Source organism: Dyadobacter soli (genome assembly GCF_900101885.1).
Lineage (GTDB): Bacteria > Bacteroidota > Bacteroidia > Cytophagales > Spirosomataceae > Dyadobacter > Dyadobacter soli.
On sequence record NZ_FNAN01000013.1, the window covers coordinates 223662 to 243608 of the forward strand.

A 19947-nucleotide genomic window follows, 5' to 3' on the forward strand; every position below is an offset into this window, starting at 1 on the left:
CCGAGGGTGAGATCAGGTAGTGAATTTCGGTTACTAAGGCGGGGGCTCTTCATGAGTAGATTTTGTTTTATTCCGTTAATTATTGTGATTAAACCTTGTGCAAGGTCGGAATAAAAAGAGCCCCCTTAAATGGTCAATTTTATGAACAAGATGGATTATATTATGGCATTCCGGTGTTGGGCCGACGCCTTATGGGCGTACCATCGCCACGGCCCCGCCGCCCTTCGCCAAGCGTAGTTTCAGCCTCGTTTTGCGCGTGACCTGCATGGTTTTGACGGTGTAATGCGAAGCGTCCGTCCCGGCATCGGCGGCATCGGTGTAGAGCGTCATATGGTATGTTTTGGCATCGGGCAGAAAAGAAAAGTCCAGCTCCACGGTGCGGGCGTCCCAGTTGGTCATCGCGCCGATGTACCAGCTACCGGCCTTCTTTTTCGCCATCACCGCATATTGGCCCACTTTGCCGTCGAGGGCTTTGGTATCCTCAAATGCGGTAGGCACGGCGGAGAGAAATTGCATGACATCGGGGTATTTGGCATACTCCATTGGCGAATCGCACAGCATGGCGAGCGGCTGGTTGAAGATCACGAACATCGCCAGCTCGTGGCAGCGAGTACCTTGCGTGGAAGGCAGGCCGGGATCGACGGGCTTGAAAGTTTCCTTCGTCGCATTGCGCATGGAGCCGGGCGTGTAGTCGAGCGGGCCCGCGGGCATGCGTACGAACGAGGTGAGCAAATGCTGGTCGGGGTTGGCGGTGAGGTCCCATTTGGAGCATTCGGCACCGCGGACGGCTTCATAGTTCACGATGTTGGGGTATTTTCGTTCGAGACCGGTGGGTTTGGAGCAGCCATGAAAATCGATCATCAAATGGCGGTCGGCGGCGGCTTGGGCGATTTTTTCAAACCATTGAATAGCCAGCTGGTCGTCTCGGTCGAAGAAATCGACCTTAATACCCACGGCGCCGGTGGAGCGGATGAAATCGAGGTTGCCTTCGAGGTCGTTGAGCAATGTCGTGGCCACGCACCACAGAAACAGGTCTACATTCCTGCCCTTCGCATAACGCGCCAGTTCGAATACGTCGGTTTCCGGTTTCACCTTTTTGAGATCGTACACATTCGACCAGCCCGCGTCGATCATCAAATATTCCAGTTTGTTTTGTGCTGCGAAATCGATGTACTTTTTATACAATGCCGTGTTCCGGTTTTGCATACCCGACGGCGTTTCCGAGCCGGGCAGCATAGCATCGTGCCACCATTCCCACGCCGCTTTGCCGGGCTTGATCCATGACAAGTCCTGAATAGCGGGAGGTGTAGCCAATTTGTAAATCAATTGATTAACCAATAAATCCTTCTCCTGCGCAGTCGCGATCACCACGCGCCATGGGTACGCGCGCTTACCCGGTGTTTCGGCCAGGTAATCCTTTCTTTCCTTCACCACGGATACGAAATTACCCCAGCTGCCGAGCTCCGTTTTCGCGGGATAAGGCGCCCAGTTGCCACGGATCGTTCCGCCGCTTTTTTGCAGGTACATACCGGGATAATCCAGCAAATCCGACTCCGCTACAACAATTTTCACACCATCCGGCTGCCCGAACAATGCCGGCGAAATCGCCTTTTTGCCCTCGGCAATGGCCGATACGTTTTTGTACTTCACATAAGGCACCTCCCACGAAGTATACACATCCGATTCGGGGAACACTGCCTCAGGATCGCCCGCGAGCCGGAAGATGGCCTGCTCGGAAACAACTTTCACGGGTTCATTGAAATCGGTGGAAAAACGGTAGGCAATGCCTTCATCATAAGCCCTGAAAATAATGCTGTAATGCTGTTCGAAATCGATTTCCAGCTCATTGTAATTATTTTTCAGTCTGGAAAACTGGCCGAAGGGCGGTGTAATTTCGCTGCGGACATTGTGCTTGTGCGTCTGCTTCACCACCGCATTCCGGCCTGCCCGGATATTGCCGAAGTGCATCGAAATGGCCGACGGCAGTAGCACCGGTTTGCCATTCAATGCGACGGCGTAAGTGACGCTGTCCTGGACGGTAATGTCGATTTTGAGCTTTTTAAGTGGCGATTGCACGGCGAATTTTTGCAAAGCGGTCTGGGACCAGGCCTGCGCTGCAAGGAGCAGCAGTACCGGGAGCATAAGTCTGGTTCGCATGGGTTGGGGTTCAGGTTTTAGGTAAAATGAAATAGAATCGTATGGTCGTAAACCTCGCCGGGCCGCAATACGGCGCTCGGGAAAGCGGGCTGGTTTGGGGCGTCGGGGAAGTGCTGGCATTCGAGGCAGAGGCCTTCGAAAGGGCGGTGCGTTCCGCCGGAAATGTAGTCGCCGGTGTAGAGGAGCAGGCCAGGGTAGGAGGTGTGTACGGTGAGGGCCCGGCCGGTTTCGGGGTCGGTCAGCTGGCAAGCTTTGCTTAATTTATCGGCTTGTTTTTCAAGAATATAGCAAGTGTTCAGGCCTTCCCGATTGCCGTTTTCTTTCTGTATTTTTTGACCTACATTATTTCCATTAAAACTCAAAATGCCAGCCGGAATGACGGCGCCCGTAGGAATGTGATCGGCGCCGGTTTCCAGGATGTTTTGGGCCAAAATGTGCAGCTCGTGGCCGTCGATAAGCCCTGTTTTTCCTGAAAGATTGAAATAGGCGTGGTTTGTGAAACTGGCAACGGTTGGCTGATCGGTAGTTGCCTGGTAGTGGATCATCAATGCATTATCCTCCGTCCATTCGTAGCGTACCGCAAGTTGCAGCGTGCCGGGGAAGCCGCCTTCGCCACCCGGGCTCGTATAGCGCAGGGTAATGCATCTTTCTCCTGTCTCATGCAGGAAAGTTTGCCGGTGAAAGCCGTTAGATCCTCCATGATTGCTATTGGAACCGTCGTTGGCTTCCAGCCTGTAATGCCTGCCGTCGAGCTCGAAGGCGGCGTCAGAAATGCGGTTGGCGAAACGCCCGATGGTCGCGCCCATGTAGTTGGGGTCGGCCTCGTAGCCTTGGAGGCTATCGTATCCCAGCACGACATTGGCGAGTTTGCCGTGGCGGTCGGGCACACAAGCGGATACGAGCGTGGCCCCGTAATTGGTGATTTCGACAAAAGCGCCGCTGGCATTGGTGAGCCGGAACAGGTAAACCGGTCCGTTCGCGGTCTCGCCCCAGGGCTTACAGGTAATCAGGTTCATGGATCGGGCAGAATGGAGAATGGAACAAGCCATTTTCGAAGGCCAAAACTACCGGAAACGGCCGCCGTGGTAAATGGACAATAGATGCAAATTAATGGACTAAATCGCGGGAATGCTTGTTGAATAATCCATCTTTTTAAAGCTATTATCCATTTTCGACGCCATGGCGGCCGCATAATTTTACTCCCCGATCACTCAACTTAAATCCATCATTATGAATAACAAGCTTTACAACAAGCACAGGTACCGCCGTGTGGCGTGGCTGATAGGCGGGATGCTGGCTTTTGCGGCGCATACTTTTGCACAATCTTTCGAAGCGGAGTCGGGTACGCGTACCGGCGGTGCCGATTTGCAGGGATGCGCCTCCTGCTCAGGCGGGCAAATGGTCGGCGGACTGGGCGTCGGCGCGGTCGAAATACCGGTTTCGGTTGCTTCGGCGGGCGTTTACAACATTAACGTGACCTATTGTACGGGCGATCAGCGGACGATCAACGTCACCCCGAACGGCGGTTCCCTTGTGGCCGTAACCTGCCCGGCGTCGGGCGGCTGGGCTACCCCGGCGGCAATTAAAGTGATGATCCCGTTGAATGCCGGGAGTAATGTGATACGCCTCGATAACCCGTCGAGCTACGGCCCGAATATCGACAGGATCACCCTTACGCCGATCAATACGCCCAATGTAAAATCCATTGCATTTGGTAATAACAGCCACGTGGACTACGACCTCGCGAACGGCATTTACGATGTTTATTTCAATAACCAGAAAATCATCGGCGGTGCATTCTCCACGGCCTCGTCCGACCAGGTTTACCAAAGCACCGATGGCTACACCAGCCGCATTTACAGCTCTGAGCCGGTGAGCGACGCATTCGGCAGCGGTACCAGGCATATCATAACCATGACCGGCGCGGGCCAGCTCGAAATGCAGCAGGTTTTTTATACGTACCCCGCGCGGAATGCGGTTTTTACAGAGACCATACTGAATGGCAACGGCTCTAATTGCTACCGGATGTCGCCGTTGACCTCCAATTTGATCGACATTCAGTCCAATGCAGACAAGCGGCAGCTTCTGGTGCCTTTCGATAATGATGCCTGGGTGCGCTACGAGGCCAAAGAGAGCCGTTACTCGACTTTTACGGGCTCGGAAGTGGGCGCGGTGTACGATAATACCAACCGCAAAGGCCTCACCGTCGGATCGGTGGAACATACCGTTTGGAAAACGGGCGTGAACCAGGTAGGCGAGGGGCGCTCGGGCAGTACTTTCCTTTCGGTCATCGCCGGCTGGACGCAGGAAAACCTCACACGCGACAAGCGCGGGCACGGCTGGGTGAACGTCGGCGGTACCAGCTGCCGCTCGCCACGTATTCTGATCAGCTATGACGACGACTGGCGCGACGGCCTTGACGCCTACGGCAAATTGAATGCATTGGCCGAGCCGAGCTACATCGACACCTGGGCGGGCGGCACGCCGATGGGCTGGAATAGCTGGGGGGCCATTCAAACCAACATTAACCTCACCAACAGCAAAGCCGTGATCGATTACTTTTCGACCGGCTTGCCCAATTTCCGCAATGCCGACAATACCCTGTACATCGACCTCGATTCGTATTGGGACAATATGACGCCCGGCTCGTGGACGGGCGATTTCAGCCAGCTTACCGAGTTTGCCAATTATTGCAAGTCCAAAGGTTTCAAAGCGGGTATTTACTGGGCGCCGTTTGTGGATTGGGGCAAATGGAGCCGAACCATGGAGGGGACAACCTACAACTACGCCGATGCCTGGACAAAAGTGAACGGCGGGCCTATCGAGCTCGACGGTGCCTATGCCCTCGATCCCACGCACCCAGGCACGAAAGAACGCATTGCTTACCTCATCGGTCGATTCAAAGAATGCGGTTTTGAGATGATCAAGATCGATTTCCTCGCTCACGCGTCATTGGAAGCTGATAGTTTTTACCAACCGGGCATCCACACCGGAATGGAAGCTTACAAGGTCGGCATGGAGTATCTTATCGATCAGATCGACGGTAGTATGCTTGTTTACGCCGCCATTTCGCCCAACCTTGCGACCGGGCGCTACGCACACATGCGCAGGATCGCGTGCGATGCGTACGGGGACACGTGGGAGTCGGCCTATACATTGAATAGTACTAACTACGGCTGGTGGCAGGGACACATTTACCAGTATATCGATGGCGATAATGTCGTTTTCGGCAACTATACAGAGGGCAAGAACAAGCTGCGCCTCGCGTCGTCGATCGTTACCGGCACGCTGATGACCGGTGATGATTATTCGTCGGACGGTGCCTGGAAAGCCCGTGCGCAATCCTTATTGCAAAATACCGCATTGATGAACCTTGCGAAGGACGGCAAGGCGTTCCGGCCGGTGGAGGGAAATACCGGTTGGGACCCGAATAATTTGTTTGTCAAAACCATCGGCTCGCATACTTACCTGGCCGTTGGTAATTATGGCGATTCCCCGCGCACATTCAATATCGACCTCGCACGGGCGGGGCTAAGCGCTACGGCGAGTTACCTCGTGAAGGAGCTGTTCAGCGGCGCGGATGTGAATGCGAAAACGCAGGCTGTGCAGGTTCAAGGCACATTCACGGTGACAATACCCGGAGCGGATGTAGCCATTTACGAGCTTACCGACACCGCATTGCCTGTGAATTTGGTGTATTTCAATGGGGAAAAGACCTCGGGCGTCGCTACGCCCGGCAGCGCGCTGTTGACCTGGCAAACCGCCTCGGAAACCAATCATAAGGAATTTGTGATCGAACGAAGTACAAACGGCAGGGTTTTCAAAGCTATCGGCTCGGTGGAGGGCAATGGCGATTCGAAGGAGCTCAGGAATTACCAGTTCCCGGATTTCGCACCGACGGCCGACTCGATCAACTATTACCGGCTGCGGCAGGTGGATATGGATGGTACGACGACATTCTCGCGGATCGTAGCTTTGAATTTTACCCGCGATGCATCCGACTTATCCGTATTCCCTAATCCGGCACGGGATGAAGTGCAACTTGGAGTTAAGGGACTCTCGGGTATACTGGAAGTTTCGGTTGCAAACAATCAGGGGCTGGTGTTGCTGACGCGGAGCTTTGAAGCAGGTAGTGAAAATCTTGTGCTGAAAGGCCTTGACGAGTTACCCGCCGGGACATACATCGTGACGGTCACAGATGCGCGCGGGGTTAAGCGCAATGCGAAACTTGTTCATTATTAGGATGATGGGTCGATATTGAAGTCGCCCAATACCGAATTGCTTAGTCCGGGTGCCATGTTCGCAATGGCGCCCGGACTATTCTTTTTATTTCTTCGGCTCACGCACCGCTTTGATCGGAAACTCTCCGTATTGGGATGATACGATGCCGGTTAAAGTGTCGCCTTTTTGCGCGAAACTGTATTTAAAAACACCTGCCTGGTTTTCGATCGTGAACGTGACTTTTTCCTGATCGACGGTCAACTCTTTCATTTCTTCTTTTTCGGTGTCACCCGCATACCCGACCGTTTTGTTGTCCTTTTGCTCAAAAGTGAAGAACCCGGATTCGTACTCGGGCGGAACGTCGCTGATCCGGTATTTCCAGGTACCGATCACGTCCGCCAGCCACACCGTTTTTGCTGCGGCGATCGAAACAAAACAAATTGCGATAACCATCAGGAGATAATGCTTTCCTTTCATTTTGAGTCAGATGTTTAAGTTTGAGATCCTTGAAATGCGTTGTAAAATAAAAAGAAATCGGGGTTTTCCGAAACTGCTACAACACGCCCCGATCGGGCTACTTTTTCGTGGATGAGGGTGCTGACATTTGTACAGTTAAAATCATCATTCAAATACAAAAAAGGAGAAAGGTCATGATACCAGCGAAAGGTTATGCAGCCCAGAACCCGGAGGCCGCTCTGGCTCCGTGGAATTACGAAATCAGGGAAGTCGGGCACCACGATGTACAGATCAGGATCATGTATTGCGGCGTGTGCCATACCGACCTTCACCAGATCCGCAACGACTGGTTTCCCGGCATTTTCCCGATGGTGCCCGGCCATGAGATCGTAGGCGAGGTAGTGAAAGTGGGCGAGCATGTGAAGAAGTTTCAGCCGGGCGACTGGGCGGGCGTGGGTACCATGGTGGACTCGTGCGGGCATTGCCACGAATGCGGGCATGGGCATGAGAACCAATGCACGGAAGGTGCCGTGTGGACTTACAACAGCCTCGGAAAAGACGGGCTGCCTACCTACGGAGGTTATGCGAATGTGATCGTCGTGAACGAGCATTTCGCATTGCGGGTTTCCAAATCACTGGACGCGAGGGGCGTAGGGCCGCTGTTGTGTGCGGGCATTACCACGTATTCGCCGTTGCGGCGGTTCCGCGTGGGCGAGGGGCATAAGCTGGCGGTGCTCGGGCTGGGCGGGCTGGGGCATATGGCGGTCAAATTCGGCCGGGCATTTGGTGCCCATGTGACGGTGCTGAGCAATTCTGCGGCCAAGCGAGCGGCTGCATTGGAACTGGGTGCGCAGGATTTTATCGATATGAGCGACGCCGGACAGGTCGCGTCCGAGAAGGGGAGTTTCGACTTTATCATCGATTGTGTGTCGGCCAAACATGATTTAAATTTGTACCTGGGCCTGCTTGGTACCAACGGCGTCCACATTTGCGTGGGCATTCCTTCGGAACCGTTTGAATTGTCGGCTTTCGCGTTGCTTTCGGGCAACAAGTCGGTGGCCGGCTCGGGCTCGGGCGGGATACAGGAAACGCAGGAAATGCTCGATTTTTGCGCGAAACACAACATTATCGCCGACGTTGAGCTGATCGATATCAAAGACGTGAATGCGGCTTTCGATCGGATGGTCCGCGGCGACGTCCGGTACAGGTTCGTGATCGACCTGAATACACTTTAACCTAAAACAGCACCGATGAAAACGGAGAAAAAGGGCGTGACGACGTTTAATTCCATCCCGGAATTTCACAGGATACTCGGCATCGCGCCGCCGGATCACCCTTTGATCACCGTGATCAACTTCGAAGACCTGGGCGATTTTGCCCCTGAAATTTCCGAAAAGGCGATGTACAACTTCTATATGATCTGCCTGATCAGGAGGTTTGACGGCAAGATCCGGTATGGCCAGCATTATTTCGATTTCGACGAGGGGCAAATCTCCTTTTTCTCGCCGGGGCAGATCCTTTCTTCGGACAATAATGCCCGCGAAGGCTGGATACTGATCATTCACCCCGATTTTTTAAGGGATTACCCGATCGGCAAGAGCATCCGCAATTTTGGGTTTTTCTCCTACGAAATTTATGAAGCGCTGTTTCTTTCCGAAAAAGAGGAGCGGACCCTCGATGGCCTGGCCGAAAGCATTGCCCACGAATGCCGCGCAAATACGGATAAATACAGCCAGAACATCATAGTATCGCTCATCGAGGTGCTGCTGAACTACGCCGACCGCTTCTATAACCGCCAGTTTCTCACGCGCAAACACGTAAACCACGATCTGCTCGCGAAACTGGAAACGATGTTGGCCGATTACTTTGATAGCGACCAGGTGGCTGAAAACGGATTGCCCACCGTCGAGGATATCGCGGCACAGCTATCCGTTTCGCCGCATTACCTGAGCGACATGCTGCGTTCGGTGACCGGCTTCAACACCCAGCAGCATATTCAGAACAAGCTGATCGAAAAGGCCAAACAATCGCTGGCGGCGACATCGCTGTCGGTTGGCGAGATCGCCTACCAGCTCGGTTTCAGCCATCCGCAGTCCTTCAACCGGTTTTTCAAGGCCAAAACAGCCGTTTCACCGCTGGCTTACCGGAGGTCTTTCCACTGATCGGTTATTCGCCCAGGGAGATTTCCACCACGCCGGCTTTACCATTGTCGCCGTATTTTTGGGCGCCTTCGGAAGCATTCAGCGTGAGGAGCTTGTACCGCTTTTCTTGCAGCCTGACGGTTTCATTCGGTTTCACCGGCGCGCCGTCGACGACCAGGTAATGCACCTCGTCGAGAAACGAAAATTTGCCGCTGCCGGTAAACTTGTTCCGCGTGACATCGACTTTCACACGATCTCCTAAAAGATACAATTTACGGTCGTCGCCCGACCAAACGAGCTTCGAGGCGTAGAACGAGCCCGATACCAGGGGTGTACCAGGTTTACCTACCCGCACAATGTTTTGCGGAATCTCAACCGGTTCAGGCAGTCGATTGATCGTCAGCGGGTTGCTTCTGAATGCATTCGGTAGCAATGCCGGTACAACAACCGTGTCTAATGCCAGACTTGCCACCATTAATCCTGCCAAAGTGTTTACTGTGTTCATCGTTTCTGAATTTTTAGTTTTTTCAACTATGACGGGATTTTCAGAAATGGTGGCAGTTTTCGGTTCAGAAAATAATGGGCGTTCGGAAAGTTTGGTTTTGGTTGAAGTGGTTTTCGGATTGGTTTGGGGAATGAAAGTATCATTACGCGGTCGGTCGGGTGTGTTGGCGCCGCCTGTGAGAAACACGGCTGTGGTAATGCCCATCACGCCGGTTTTCCAATAGGTCGTGTAGGAAATACCCGAGGGTTTGAATGCCGGAACCGGCGCTTCGGCATTGGTAACATCGAGCGATAACCGCGTTTGCGGCTCAATGGCGAGGTTTTTGAGCTTTCCCGCAACCAAGTGATCGATCGGGTGGATCGGATGTGAGAACAACAGCCAGAAAAATGCCCGTTTCCGCTTCTTAGCCTGCCCGGCTTGCTTGTCAAGCAGCGCACGGATCTTTTTCCGGGCGCGTGCGAGATGCGACTTGGAAGTGCCCTCGCTAATGCCCAGCAATGCGGCTATTTGCGCATGGGTGAAATTATCGATCACATACAAATTGAATACAATTCTATGATGATCAGGTAAGTAGCCTATTGTCTCCAAAAGCTCCGATTCTGAAAAACTTCGTCCATTGTCGGCGGGGCTTTCGTCCTGACTAATATAGCCGGGAGCGCCATATGCGTGATCTGCCTCCCATTTTTCCTGTCTCTTCTGCTCGCGAAGGTGTTGCAGGGCTACATTGACGACGATCCGCCTCAGCCAGGCTTCGAAAGGCCCGTTGTTTTCAAAACTGGAAACTTTATCGATCGCCAACAGAAAAGCGTCATGCGCCAGGTCTTCGGCCGTCTGCCGGTCATGCGTATACCGCCAGCAAACACCGATCATTTTGGCGATGTTCTGCCTGTAAGTAGCTTCCCAAAAACTGTCCGACATATGATACATGATTGAAAATGTGCTTTTCAATGATGCGTTTTTTACAAAAGGTGGCAGTTGCCGCGGCACTATATTTTTTCAAATATCCAGCCCAAAATGAAGGTACTATTCCGCCCGCAGATTATCAACGGGGTTCATTATTGCGGCCCGGATACTTTGCCAGCTCACCGTGAGTATCGCCAGGCCGACCGTGAGGGCGCCCACGAGTACAAATAACCCCGCGCCGATGTGTACGCTGTACGCGAAGTTGCCCAGCCACGCATTCATGATATACCACGACGGAAAAGCGGCAACCACCAAAGCAATACCCACCAACCCGACAAAATCTCGGGTAATGAGAGAAAAAACACTCGCCAGGGATGCGCCCAGCACTTTCCGGATGGCGATTTCCTTCGTTCTCCGCTCCACCGAAAACGACGCAAGTCCAAACAGTCCCATGCACGACAACAGTACGGCGATCACCGAAAACCATTTGGCGAGTGAACCAATCTGCATTTCGCTCTGGTAGACCCGGTTGTATTCCTGGTCGAGGAATTGAAAATTGAGTGGAATGCCCGGCCGTAGCGTCTGGTAGGCGGTATTCAATTTTTGAAGTATAATGGATTGATTTTGAGTGGATATTCTGGCGAAAAAGAACTTGATTCCGGGAGTATTGTAGAGTATGACTGTCGGTTCGATCTCCTGATGCGCCGAAGCGACGTGAAAGTCTTTGGTGATGCCGATGATCTGGTATTCCTTGGTGTTGATGCGGATTTGTTTTCCTAATGGCTCCTTTAATTTCAGCCGTCGGGCAGCCGCTTCGTTCAGGATCACGGCCAGGCTATCCCGGCCGAACCGGGTCGAAAAGTTGCGCCCTTGCGTGATCCTGGTTTGTAATGTACTCAGTAAATCGTGATCGCCGCTGATGACCGTGAACATGACCCGCTCCGGCGTTTCGGCTCCCCATTCAACATAGTTGCGCCCGAATGTACCTTGAATGCTCGCATTGGCCCCCGAAACCGCCTCTATACCCGGTACATTGGCCAGCACGGTTTTGGCATGTTGATAAGCCGCCGGCTCGGTCAGCCCCTTTGCTTCGAAGCGGATCAGGTTATGTTGCTGATAGCCCAGGTTCTTTTTGCGGATGAAATCGATTTGCTGATAAACGACTCCCGTCCCGACCAACAGCATGCTCGCCGCCGTAAACTGAATGATCACCAGCCCTTTACGTAACCACGCCGCACCACCGGCGGCATTGGTTTTTAAGCCATTCAATACCAATACCGGCTTGAAACCGGATAGCACAAATGCAGGGTAGAGGCCGGCAAGCAGGCCGGTAACCAGCAGCACGGCCAGGTAGGCAGCCCAGTAAAGCGGGTTCAGCCAGTCGATAACAATGTGCTTTTGAAGCAGGTTGTTGAACACGGGCAACATGCCCGCAATGATGCCCAAAGCTATGATGCCCGCCAGCCCGGTCAGCAGCATCGATTCGCCCAGAAACTGCCCGATAAGCATCCATTTCCCAGCTCCGACCGCCTTCCGTACACCTACTTCGCGGGCGCGTTCGGTAGCACGTGCGGTGGAGAGGTTCACGAAATTCACTACGGCAATCAGCAACACAAATACGGCAACCCAGGTAAAGAAATGCACGTAAGTAATCCTGCCACCGCTCGTGTTCCGGCCGTTTTTAAAATTACTCTGCAAATACAAATCGTCCAGCTTGTGCGGGAAGTACGACCAGCCTCTCAACCAGTCGGGCAAATGCCGTTTGGTCATGGTCTGCAACTGCTGTTCGAGCCGGATATTGGTCAGCTTGGGTTCAACCATCGCAAACACATTCGCCTTCACTTCCAGCCACGACTCACTGGCCGGGTCTTTCGGTAACGGCGTCAGAAAATCGAATTGTAAGGAGGAATTGCCCGGAATGTCAGCCAGGACGCCTACGATCTTACTGTCGGTAGTTTGGTCGAGGCGGACAACCTGCCCGATGGGATCGGCAGCTCCGAAATACTTCTCAGCCAATTTTCGGGTAATGATCAACGAATTAGGCGCCCGTAGGGCGGTTTTTTGGTCGCCTTTGAGCAATGGGAAATCGAAAATTTCCAAAAAGGCAGGATCGACGACCATCCCGGTTTCTTCGTCCGTCACTTCCCGTCGAGTGAAAACAGCCTTTTGCTCCCACGAGCAACTCGTCTGGATCACGCCAGGTATTTCTCTTTTCATGGCATCCGCCACCGGTGCGGCCACCCAGCCGTAAGTCTGGGTTTCCTGCGAATCCGATGAAATGTTCAGCATCATTTTCACGATCCGCTCATGGTTGACGTGAAACCGGTCGTAGCCGTATTCATGATGTATCCAAAGTAACAGCAGCATGGCCGTAGCGAGCCCGATCGCCAGGCCGGAAATATTGAGAATACTGTACAGCCGCTGTTTCCGCAACGCGCGCCAGGCCATTTTGAAGTAGTTACGAAGCATAATCTGCAAGGGTAGGAGATTCAGAAATGATTGAGATTATGCAAATATACCTAATCAATTAGTTATAAAACTAATTGATTAGGTATAAAAGTGTACTACTTATTTCTCCTTCGGAACCTTAGCTCCTTTCGTCAAATCCCAACTTTTGTGATAGCTCTTCCCCGAACGCGCTGTCACCCAGATCAGCCCGAGTTCCTGCCCGGTGTTGTGGATCCCGGCAACCAGCATTTGGCCCCAATCGCGGACAGGGTCTTTGAGTTTCCACCAGCCCAGGGCATTGCTTCCGTTCATGCCGTCTTCATCGGCAGGGTAGCCGATCTGGAAAGCGCAGGCAGTCGGCGCAAAGCGTTTCGCCCAGGCGGCAAAGCCCTTGTTCAAATCTTCGATAGTACCTTCCGAGGCGTGGTCGACGAAGATCAGGTCACCTTTGCCGCGGTAGGTAGGCGGCATGAAATCGGGACTATAATGCCTGATAAACAACCGGTAGCGCGGATTGTGCGCCTTGATGCGCTCGTCCCACGATTTCGCCGCGGCGTCGGTCGCTTTTTCGTAATATTCCAGGTCAATCCCCACGCCGGCAATGCAGGCGTGATGTTTGAATTTCCCCAGCCATTGATCGATCGCTTTCGGAATGTCGGTATCCGTTTTTTTGGAAGGGAATATTTCGAGGAAAACCTGCACGCCCAGCTTATCCATATAGCTCAGGTACGCCTCGTGCTCAGCGTCGGTGAGGCCTTTGTGGGAAGGGATAAGGCCCTTCATGTCGCCCACTGCCCATGTCGACCAGGGTTTGGAGCCGGGGAAGCGGTTGTTTACATTGAAAATCACCTGCGCGAGTTCCTCTTTCGGCAGGTTGATGAACTTCCCGATTTTAATGTCGAGCGCGGTAATGCCGTCGCCCGCGCTGATACGCGAGGGCTGCCATGCGCCCGTCCACGTGTAGGAAGCGCCTGCGGCTTCGCGAGCGGGTTGGGCAATGCGCAATGCGGAGGTTAATGCAATGGAAAGGAACAGGCCAGCGACGATAAGCAGGCATTTGGATGTGGTCATTGGTTAAAGGTTTAGGTGAGTAGTGGAAATGTATTTTAATCGGCGGCGATCCTGAAACCCCGGTTGAAGTTGCTGCTCGACGGCGGTACTACATTGCGGTAACTAATGCGGCAATTGGGCGCCGGTACCGACCAGGCGCCACCGCGGTACACCTTGTACGTGCCGTTTGCAGGGCCGGTAGGGTTATCGGCGGGACTTGCGGCGTAGTAGGAGGCATCGTACCAGTCGCTTACCCATTCCCACACATTGCCGCTCATGTCGAAAAGGCCCAGCTCATTCGGCTTTTTCGTCGCGACAGGTTTGGTACCATAGCCCGTAGCCACATACCAGCCCACGGAATCGACGACGGCAGCGCCGCTGAATGCATTTCCTTTGCCTTTTGCGCCTCCTGATGCCGCATATTCCCATTCGGCTTCTGTCGGCAGGCGGTAATGGCGGCCGGTCTGGTCGCTGAGCCAGTAGCAATAGGCCACGCAATCATCCCAGCTCACGTTGATCACCGGATGGTTTTCGTGCCAGCCCCAGCCGGGCAGATCGGGCATCGGGCGGTGGGTTGCGTTGCAGAATACACGCCATTGGGCCACGGTAGTTTCGGTTTTGGCGATATTGAAATCTTTCAACGTAATGCGATGTGCCGGCGCTTCGTCCTTATTGCCGTCGTCGCTGCCCATGCGGAATGTGCCGCCTTCGACCTTTACCGTTTCCGGGTAATCGCCGGAGCGGAGTTCGGGCAGGGTTTTGCGCGAAATGCCGCCTCTTCGTTTGCTGAACCAGAACAATGCGTTGGCAAGCATATTATTCTGCGAGAAGTCCGACAACACTTTGTCGCTGTGGCCTATGTTCATGTTAGTCACATTGTTTTGGGCATCCGTCCAAGCTACCACCGAATCACCCGGTTTGAGCTGGCCTGCGAGCCAGAGCAGCCCGTCGGCGAACATTTTGTTCTGGTACGGGTTGGAAAGCACCTTGTCGCCGTGGCCCATGTTGAGATACAGCATTTTATACCGGGTATTAGTCCAAACTACCGGCGTGTCGCCTTTTTCCAGGTAAGTTTTAATACCCAATGGATACACTTCCAGTGCCAGGGAGACAAGCACTTTTACATTCTTGTCCATTCTCGGGCTCGGTTTCCATTGGTACCATTCGGTTACCGGGGCATCGTAAGCGGCGGGGAGCCGCCTCGTCACCGGGTGCGACTGGTCTTCCACCACCACTTTCGCGGCCATGGGCGGCCAGTTGTTGCTATGAAATACCGGCCCGCCCAGGAAATCCCTGAACCACGTCCATTTGGAACTTCGATCATTGTAACCCGCCACGTGAAAGCCCAGCCAGGCACCGCCGCCATCAGTGTATTTTTCAAATGCGGCACGTTGCGCATCGGTAACAGGCGAGTCGTTGAGCCATACGATCACCTGATAGTTGTTCAAAGAGGAGTCGTTTAAATGGTCCCAATCGGTGGTAGCGTCGAACGTGAACTGGTGCTGGGATGCGAGTAGTTTAAAATAGTACAATGCATCCCGCGCGAAAAGCACATGGTCCATCTCCACTTTTTCGGAATAGAATGCCAGTACCTTGAACTTCGGCTGCTGCGCGTGCGCGAGGCTGGCCGACCACAAGGCAACGACCAGCGTCAGGAGGTTTCGTTTGTTCATACGGTTACTCCTGGGCCATGGTGGTGACGGCGATCAGGAACCAGGCAGCGTGCGGAATCCATTGCTCCGTCCAGCGCCATTCGTTGCCGTTATCGTGGGGTTTGTAGTCGATCCCGCTGCCGTCGGCGTTGCCGTCTTTGCCCGTAACGCCATTGGAAATCCCGCCGCGCTCCGAGCCGTGCCCGTACATCGACTTCATGTAAGGCATGTTGTTGCGCCCGTACCCATACATAAAGCACGCCTCGTACGGGTTACCGCCCAATATCCACGAAAGCTGCCGCCCCGCATAAGCCGAAAGCGCCTCGCTGGTACCGAGCCCGCCCGATGCCGGGTATACGAGCCTTCCGCCCAGCAATGCCGCCGACGCCAGGGAGCCCAGCCGCGCATTCTCGCCCTGCCACCACCATCCGCTTTCGTTTTCGTGGGGGATGAAAAATCCTTCTTTAACATTTCCGTTAAGCAAAAACGATTGCCGAGCATAGCCGAACGGGTTCGCGACAGCGCCGGTGACGCGGACATTGTAATCCAATGCTTTTTTGACGGTATTCAAAGTCACTTTTCGCAGCGAAGCATCTTTTTCAGCGTCCAGGTACCGGCAAAGCGCCACGATGGGCAGCCCGGCGTCCGAGGCGTGCCAGAATGGACGGTTGGCGTCGTTGGCGATGAAATAACCTGCGGGCGAGAGCCGTTTTGCGAGGTTTTTTGCGCGTTTCCGGGCCTCGTCGCGGTACTCGTTTTCGCCGGTTGCCAGCCAGAGTTCGGTGGCGCCCATCAATGCGCAGTAGTCGTCGAGGACGTTTTCTTTACCGTCGTCGCAGTATTTGAGGTTATTGGCCTGCAAATGCGCGAAGGCACGTTTGGCGGCGGCGAGGTATTGCGCGGAAGTGAATGCACCATCCATTTTCCAGCGCGAAATACGGGCCAATGCTGCAATGCCCATGCCGCCGCCTTCGCGGTAAGCACATTCGTACTTGTCGGTGGTGACGCTGTTGGCATTCAGTCCCACCACGCGGCGGGCTTTCGGATCAGGATTGAAATAGCTGAAAATGGTCATATAAAAATAGCCTTCCTCCGACAGCGACCGCACGATATAATCCGCGCCGTATAATGCCTCGCGTTTCATGGAATCGAGCACATTCAGGTCGGTGAGCAGGCCGGGAATGCGCTCGGCGGCGTTGGTCATAGCCCAGGTGCAGAGCGGTATCTGCTGCTGCGACATAAAATTGGCATAAGCCAAATGCGAGAAATACTTGCTGATATCGCCCGAAGCATCGTCCCAGCCACCGCGCAGATCGACGGTTTTGTTGCTTCCGTACAGCATTACGTGTTCATCGGCGAGCAGTTCTTCGGGCTTGTCGGCGCGCTGTTTGTTATAATAATGGATGATGGACGGGATCAGCATTCTGGCGAGCGCCTTGTCGCAGATCTGAAACTCATCGGAGGTTACCGTAGCCCCTTTCGCGTAGACGACGATCTGGTACCGGCCCGGCTGGGTTAACGCGGAAAAATCAATGCGGTGGTAAAGGCGGCCGGGAAACCATTCTGCTACTTTTTCAGGCTTGCCGGCTTTTCCGTCGAATACTTTTTGCCTGTTGCCCAGGTCGATCACTTCAAATGCGGGAATTTCACCGAGTTCGCCAGCGTCCGAGGCGATTACGGCGGACTTACTGCCACGGGCATCGAAGCCGACCTGGTTGACATGGATGATGATTTTGGCAAATGCATTGGTACTAAGGGCGATAGCAAGCATTAAGGGCGCCAGCAGGGCTCTTGTTCTTTTCATGGGTTAAGGTTTAGGATGAGGTCGTTTGCGAAATTATTGAAATATTAAGGTAAAAAAAATCCATAAGGTCTTTTGAAGATAATCCTAAACCTATTTTGACATATACTTATCTAATTCATGCGAAAATTTCTGATCGCGACCCACGGCACTTTTGCCGGCGGAATCCGGAGCTCTCTGGAAATGATTATCGGCCACCAGGAGCATCTCCACGTCATTCAGGCCTATGTGGAAGAAAACAAAGGACTTGAAGAAGAACTGACGGCATTGCTCGGCGGATTGTCGGAAAATGACGAGCTGGTGATTTTTACGGATCTGCTCGGCGGCAGTGTCACCAACCAGGTGCTGCGCCATGCCCTGAAAGAAAATGTCCATATCGTGTCGGGCATTAACCTGCCGCTGCTCGTGGATGTGCTGCTGGCCGATCCCGACGAGCCGGTTACCGGCGTGATCGCCAATGCGATACAAGCCGCGAAAGACCAGATGGTGTATGTAAATGATGTGGTCACTTCCCAGCAACCCGACGATTTCCAATGATCAGACTCTTACGGATAGACGACCGCCTGGTGCACGGCCAGGTAGCGTTGACATGGACGCCCGCCGTGGGCGCGGAATGCCTCGTGGTGGCGAACGACAAAGTAGCCAAGGACGATTTCCTGAAAATGACGATGAACCTCGCCAAGCCGGCGAATGCGAAACTGCTGATCAAGTCGATCGCGGATACGGTCACTTTTTTGTCGGACGAGCGGAGCAAGCCGATGAAAATACTCGTGCTGGTCAATTCTGTGCAGGACGCGGCGGCGCTGGCCGGTGCATTGCCGGAGATCCGGAGCATTAATTTCGGCGGTATCCGGGCGCGGGAAGGCGCCAGGGCCATTTCCAAGGCTATTACCGTCACGGATGCGGACGTAATCGTAATCCGCGACTTGCTGGCCAGGGGCATTGAGCTGGAAGTGCGGCAGGTGCCTACCGACGAACTCCGTTCCATCGAAACGCTGCTCTGATGCTGACCTCCTATATCCTCATTACCCTGATTGCCATGTTCGGGCATTCGGAGGATTTTCTGGGCACGACGCTGCTCAGCCGGCCGCTCGTGCTCGGGCCGCTGGTGGGCCTTGTACTGGGCGATTTCGATCAAGGGATCGTGATCGGTGCCACGCTGGAACTCATTTTTATGGGTAATATCAAAGTCGGGGCGGCCATTCCGCCCGATGTCATTACCGGAGGTGTGCTGGGTACGGCGTTCGCGATCATGTCGGGGAAAGGCCCGGCGGTGGCGCTGGCTTTGGCGGTACCGATTTCGATTCTTGCCGAAATGGTGGCCAGCGGCCTGTTCGTGTTCCGCCCGGTATGGAATAAACGTTTCGACCGGTATGCCGCAGAAGGCGATTACCGGGGCGTAGAGCGGCTGCATATTTTGTCTGGTTTGCTGAAACCGCTGCTCATGGGCGTGGTAACGCTGCTTGCATTACTACTTGGTTCGGAGGCGGTGCGGACGTTTGTGGACACGATCCCGCCGTGGGTGCATTCGGGCTTGCAGGTGGCGGGCAATATGCTGCCGGCGCTGGGGTTTGCATTGCTGATGAACCTGATGTTCAACAAAGAGGGCGCGCCATATTTTTTCCTCGGATTCATTCTCACGAGTTACCTCAAACTACCGATGATCGCCATCGGCGGGCTGGGCGTGATCACGGCATTGATCGTCACGCGCATTACGCACAAGGAGCAACCGCCAGCCGGTACAGACAGTGATTTCGACGATTTTGATATGGATGACAACCCGCCGGTGATGGTGAAACCCAAAGCCGCGCTGCTGACGCAGGGTGACATCCGGAGCCTGTTTGCCCGCTCGATGGCGCTGGAAGCCAACTTCAATTTCGAGACCTGGCAGAACACCGGCTTCGCTTATACGATGATCCCGGTTTTAAAAAGGCTTTATAGAACAAAGGAAGCGATGTCGCGGGCATTGAAGCGGCATTTGCAGTTTTTCAATACCGCCCCGCATGGCTCTACCCTCATCATCGGCATTGCCGCGGCGATGGAGGAACAGAACGCCCGTGAACCGGATTTCGATGAGGAGTCGATCAACTCGGTCAAAACAGGCTTGATGGGGCCGCTGGCCGGGGTCTTCGACTCGCTCTTCTGGGGGACAATCAAGGTCATCGCCGCCGGGATCGGTAGCTCGCTGGCATTGCAGGGCAGCGTGCTGGGGCCGCTGCTGTTTTTGCTCATATTCAATGTGCCGCACCTGATCCTGCGGTACAAGCTGACTTTCATTGGCTACGAAACGGGTACGCGGTTTTTACAGGACCTTTCCAAAACCAATGTGATGGACAAGCTGAAAGCCGGGTCGTCCATTCTCGGGCTGATGGTCGTGGGTGCGATGCCAGCAACACTGATGTCGATCCGTACGCCGGCGATGATCGGTTCTTCGGATTCCGCCGTCGCATTGCAGGGAGTGCTCGACCAGATCGTACCGAATGTGATCCCTCTGGCGCTGACTTTCCTGGTGTTTTATTTTGTAAAACGCAATGTCAAAGCGACTTACCTTTTGCTGGGACTGCTTTTACTGGGTTTTCTGGGTAGTGTTTTAAATGTTTTTGCCTGAAAATT

General features: G+C 53.9%; 14 protein-coding genes. 6 read left to right on the forward strand and 8 right to left on the reverse strand.

Translation table 11 applies throughout. The features are described 5' to 3' along the window. Positions 1-189 precede the first annotated feature (189 nt). Both BLQ88_RS22365 and BLQ88_RS22370 read right to left on the reverse strand, forming a co-directional pair. On the reverse strand, positions 190-2157 hold the full coding sequence (locus BLQ88_RS22365; RefSeq protein ID WP_176885067.1) for a glycoside hydrolase family 97 protein: 1968 nt from the start codon (positions 2155-2157) through the stop codon (positions 190-192). A gap of 17 nt (positions 2158-2174) precedes the next feature. Continuing rightward, positions 2175-3173 (reverse strand): aldose epimerase family protein, encoded by a 999-nt coding sequence (locus tag BLQ88_RS22370; RefSeq protein ID WP_176885068.1) that lies wholly within the window; start codon positions 3171-3173, stop codon positions 2175-2177. Positions 3174-3387: 214 nt separating this feature from the next. Between BLQ88_RS22370 and BLQ88_RS22375 the strand changes: the two genes are divergently transcribed. Beyond that, positions 3388-6399, forward strand: a complete 3012-nt coding sequence (locus BLQ88_RS22375) for a T9SS type A sorting domain-containing protein (protein ID WP_090154614.1) — start codon at positions 3388-3390, stop codon at positions 6397-6399. Between the two features lie 84 nt (positions 6400-6483). Here BLQ88_RS22375 and BLQ88_RS22380 read toward each other — a convergent pair whose 3' ends face one another. Continuing rightward, positions 6484-6855: a hypothetical protein gene (locus BLQ88_RS22380; RefSeq protein ID WP_090154616.1), complete on the reverse strand. Its 372-nt coding sequence runs from the start codon at positions 6853-6855 to the stop codon at positions 6484-6486. 173 nt (positions 6856-7028) lie between these two features. Between BLQ88_RS22380 and BLQ88_RS22385 the strand changes: the two genes are divergently transcribed. Then, positions 7029-8069 (forward strand): NAD(P)-dependent alcohol dehydrogenase, encoded by a 1041-nt coding sequence (locus BLQ88_RS22385; RefSeq protein WP_090154618.1) that lies wholly within the window; start codon positions 7029-7031, stop codon positions 8067-8069. Positions 8070-8084: 15 nt separating this feature from the next. Beyond that, on the forward strand, positions 8085-8996 hold the full coding sequence (locus tag BLQ88_RS22390) for a helix-turn-helix domain-containing protein (RefSeq protein WP_090154620.1): 912 nt from the start codon (positions 8085-8087) through the stop codon (positions 8994-8996). Positions 8997-9000: 4 nt separating this feature from the next. On the opposite strand, the gene BLQ88_RS22395 is transcribed toward BLQ88_RS22390, so the two are convergent. The 5 genes from BLQ88_RS22395 to BLQ88_RS22415 form a co-directional block, all read right to left on the reverse strand. Next, on the reverse strand, positions 9001-10398 hold the full coding sequence (locus BLQ88_RS22395; protein WP_176885069.1) for an RNA polymerase sigma factor: 1398 nt from the start codon (positions 10396-10398) through the stop codon (positions 9001-9003). 105 nt (positions 10399-10503) lie between these two features. Continuing rightward, positions 10504-12852, reverse strand: coding sequence for an ABC transporter permease (locus tag BLQ88_RS22400; protein ID WP_090154625.1), 2349 nt, complete (start codon positions 12850-12852; stop codon positions 10504-10506). Between the two features lie 99 nt (positions 12853-12951). Then, positions 12952-13902, reverse strand: a complete 951-nt coding sequence (locus tag BLQ88_RS22405; protein WP_090154627.1) for a hypothetical protein — start codon at positions 13900-13902, stop codon at positions 12952-12954. A 35-nt stretch (positions 13903-13937) separates the two neighbouring features. Next, entirely contained in the window at positions 13938-15554 is a 1617-nt protein-coding gene (locus BLQ88_RS22410) for an SUMF1/EgtB/PvdO family nonheme iron enzyme (RefSeq protein WP_090154629.1), read from the reverse strand. Positions 15555-15558: 4 nt separating this feature from the next. Beyond that, complete coding sequence (locus tag BLQ88_RS22415; RefSeq protein WP_090154631.1) at positions 15559-17337, reverse strand: glycoside hydrolase family 9 protein; 1779 nt, start codon at positions 17335-17337, stop codon at positions 15559-15561. A 117-nt stretch (positions 17338-17454) separates the two neighbouring features. On the opposite strand from BLQ88_RS22415, the gene BLQ88_RS22420 reads away from it, so the two are divergent. From BLQ88_RS22420 to BLQ88_RS22430, 3 genes are read left to right on the forward strand one after another with little or no spacing between them, the layout of a single operon-like run. Next, on the forward strand, positions 17455-17871 hold the full coding sequence (locus BLQ88_RS22420; protein WP_090154633.1) for a PTS sugar transporter subunit IIA: 417 nt from the start codon (positions 17455-17457) through the stop codon (positions 17869-17871). After that, positions 17868-18338, forward strand: a complete 471-nt coding sequence (locus BLQ88_RS22425) for a PTS sugar transporter subunit IIB (protein WP_090154635.1) — start codon at positions 17868-17870, stop codon at positions 18336-18338. The genes BLQ88_RS22420 and BLQ88_RS22425 overlap by 4 nt, the downstream gene beginning before the upstream one ends. Next, positions 18338-19942 (forward strand): PTS system mannose/fructose/sorbose family transporter subunit IID, encoded by a 1605-nt coding sequence (locus tag BLQ88_RS22430; protein WP_090154637.1) that lies wholly within the window; start codon positions 18338-18340, stop codon positions 19940-19942. Before BLQ88_RS22425 ends, BLQ88_RS22430 begins: the two co-directional genes overlap by 1 nt. The last annotated feature ends 5 nt before the right edge of the window (positions 19943-19947 follow it).

Bases quoted from the DNA above. Each gene is read 5' to 3' on its own strand.
- BLQ88_RS22385 (WP_090154618.1), top strand. From the start codon at position 7,029: ATGATACCAGCGAAAGGTTATGCAGCCCAGAACCCGGAGGCCGCTCTG.
- BLQ88_RS22395 (WP_176885069.1), bottom strand. From the start codon at position 10,398: ATGTCGGACAGTTTTTGGGAAGCTACTTACAGGCAGAACATCGCCAAA.
- BLQ88_RS22430 (WP_090154637.1), top strand. From the start codon at position 18,338: ATGCTGACCTCCTATATCCTCATTACCCTGATTGCCATGTTCGGGCAT.
- BLQ88_RS22375 (WP_090154614.1), top strand. From the start codon at position 3,388: ATGAATAACAAGCTTTACAACAAGCACAGGTACCGCCGTGTGGCGTGG.
- BLQ88_RS22420 (WP_090154633.1), top strand. From the start codon at position 17,455: ATGCGAAAATTTCTGATCGCGACCCACGGCACTTTTGCCGGCGGAATC.
- BLQ88_RS22390 (WP_090154620.1), top strand. From the start codon at position 8,085: ATGAAAACGGAGAAAAAGGGCGTGACGACGTTTAATTCCATCCCGGAA.
- BLQ88_RS22365 (WP_176885067.1), bottom strand. From the start codon at position 2,157: ATGCGAACCAGACTTATGCTCCCGGTACTGCTGCTCCTTGCAGCGCAG.
- BLQ88_RS22405 (WP_090154627.1), bottom strand. From the start codon at position 13,902: ATGACCACATCCAAATGCCTGCTTATCGTCGCTGGCCTGTTCCTTTCC.
- BLQ88_RS22400 (WP_090154625.1), bottom strand. From the start codon at position 12,852: ATGCTTCGTAACTACTTCAAAATGGCCTGGCGCGCGTTGCGGAAACAG.
- BLQ88_RS22380 (WP_090154616.1), bottom strand. From the start codon at position 6,855: ATGAAAGGAAAGCATTATCTCCTGATGGTTATCGCAATTTGTTTTGTT.
- BLQ88_RS22425 (WP_090154635.1), top strand. From the start codon at position 17,868: ATGATCAGACTCTTACGGATAGACGACCGCCTGGTGCACGGCCAGGTA.
- BLQ88_RS22410 (WP_090154629.1), bottom strand. From the start codon at position 15,554: ATGAACAAACGAAACCTCCTGACGCTGGTCGTTGCCTTGTGGTCGGCC.
- BLQ88_RS22415 (WP_090154631.1), bottom strand. From the start codon at position 17,337: ATGAAAAGAACAAGAGCCCTGCTGGCGCCCTTAATGCTTGCTATCGCC.
- BLQ88_RS22370 (WP_176885068.1), bottom strand. From the start codon at position 3,173: ATGAACCTGATTACCTGTAAGCCCTGGGGCGAGACCGCGAACGGACCG.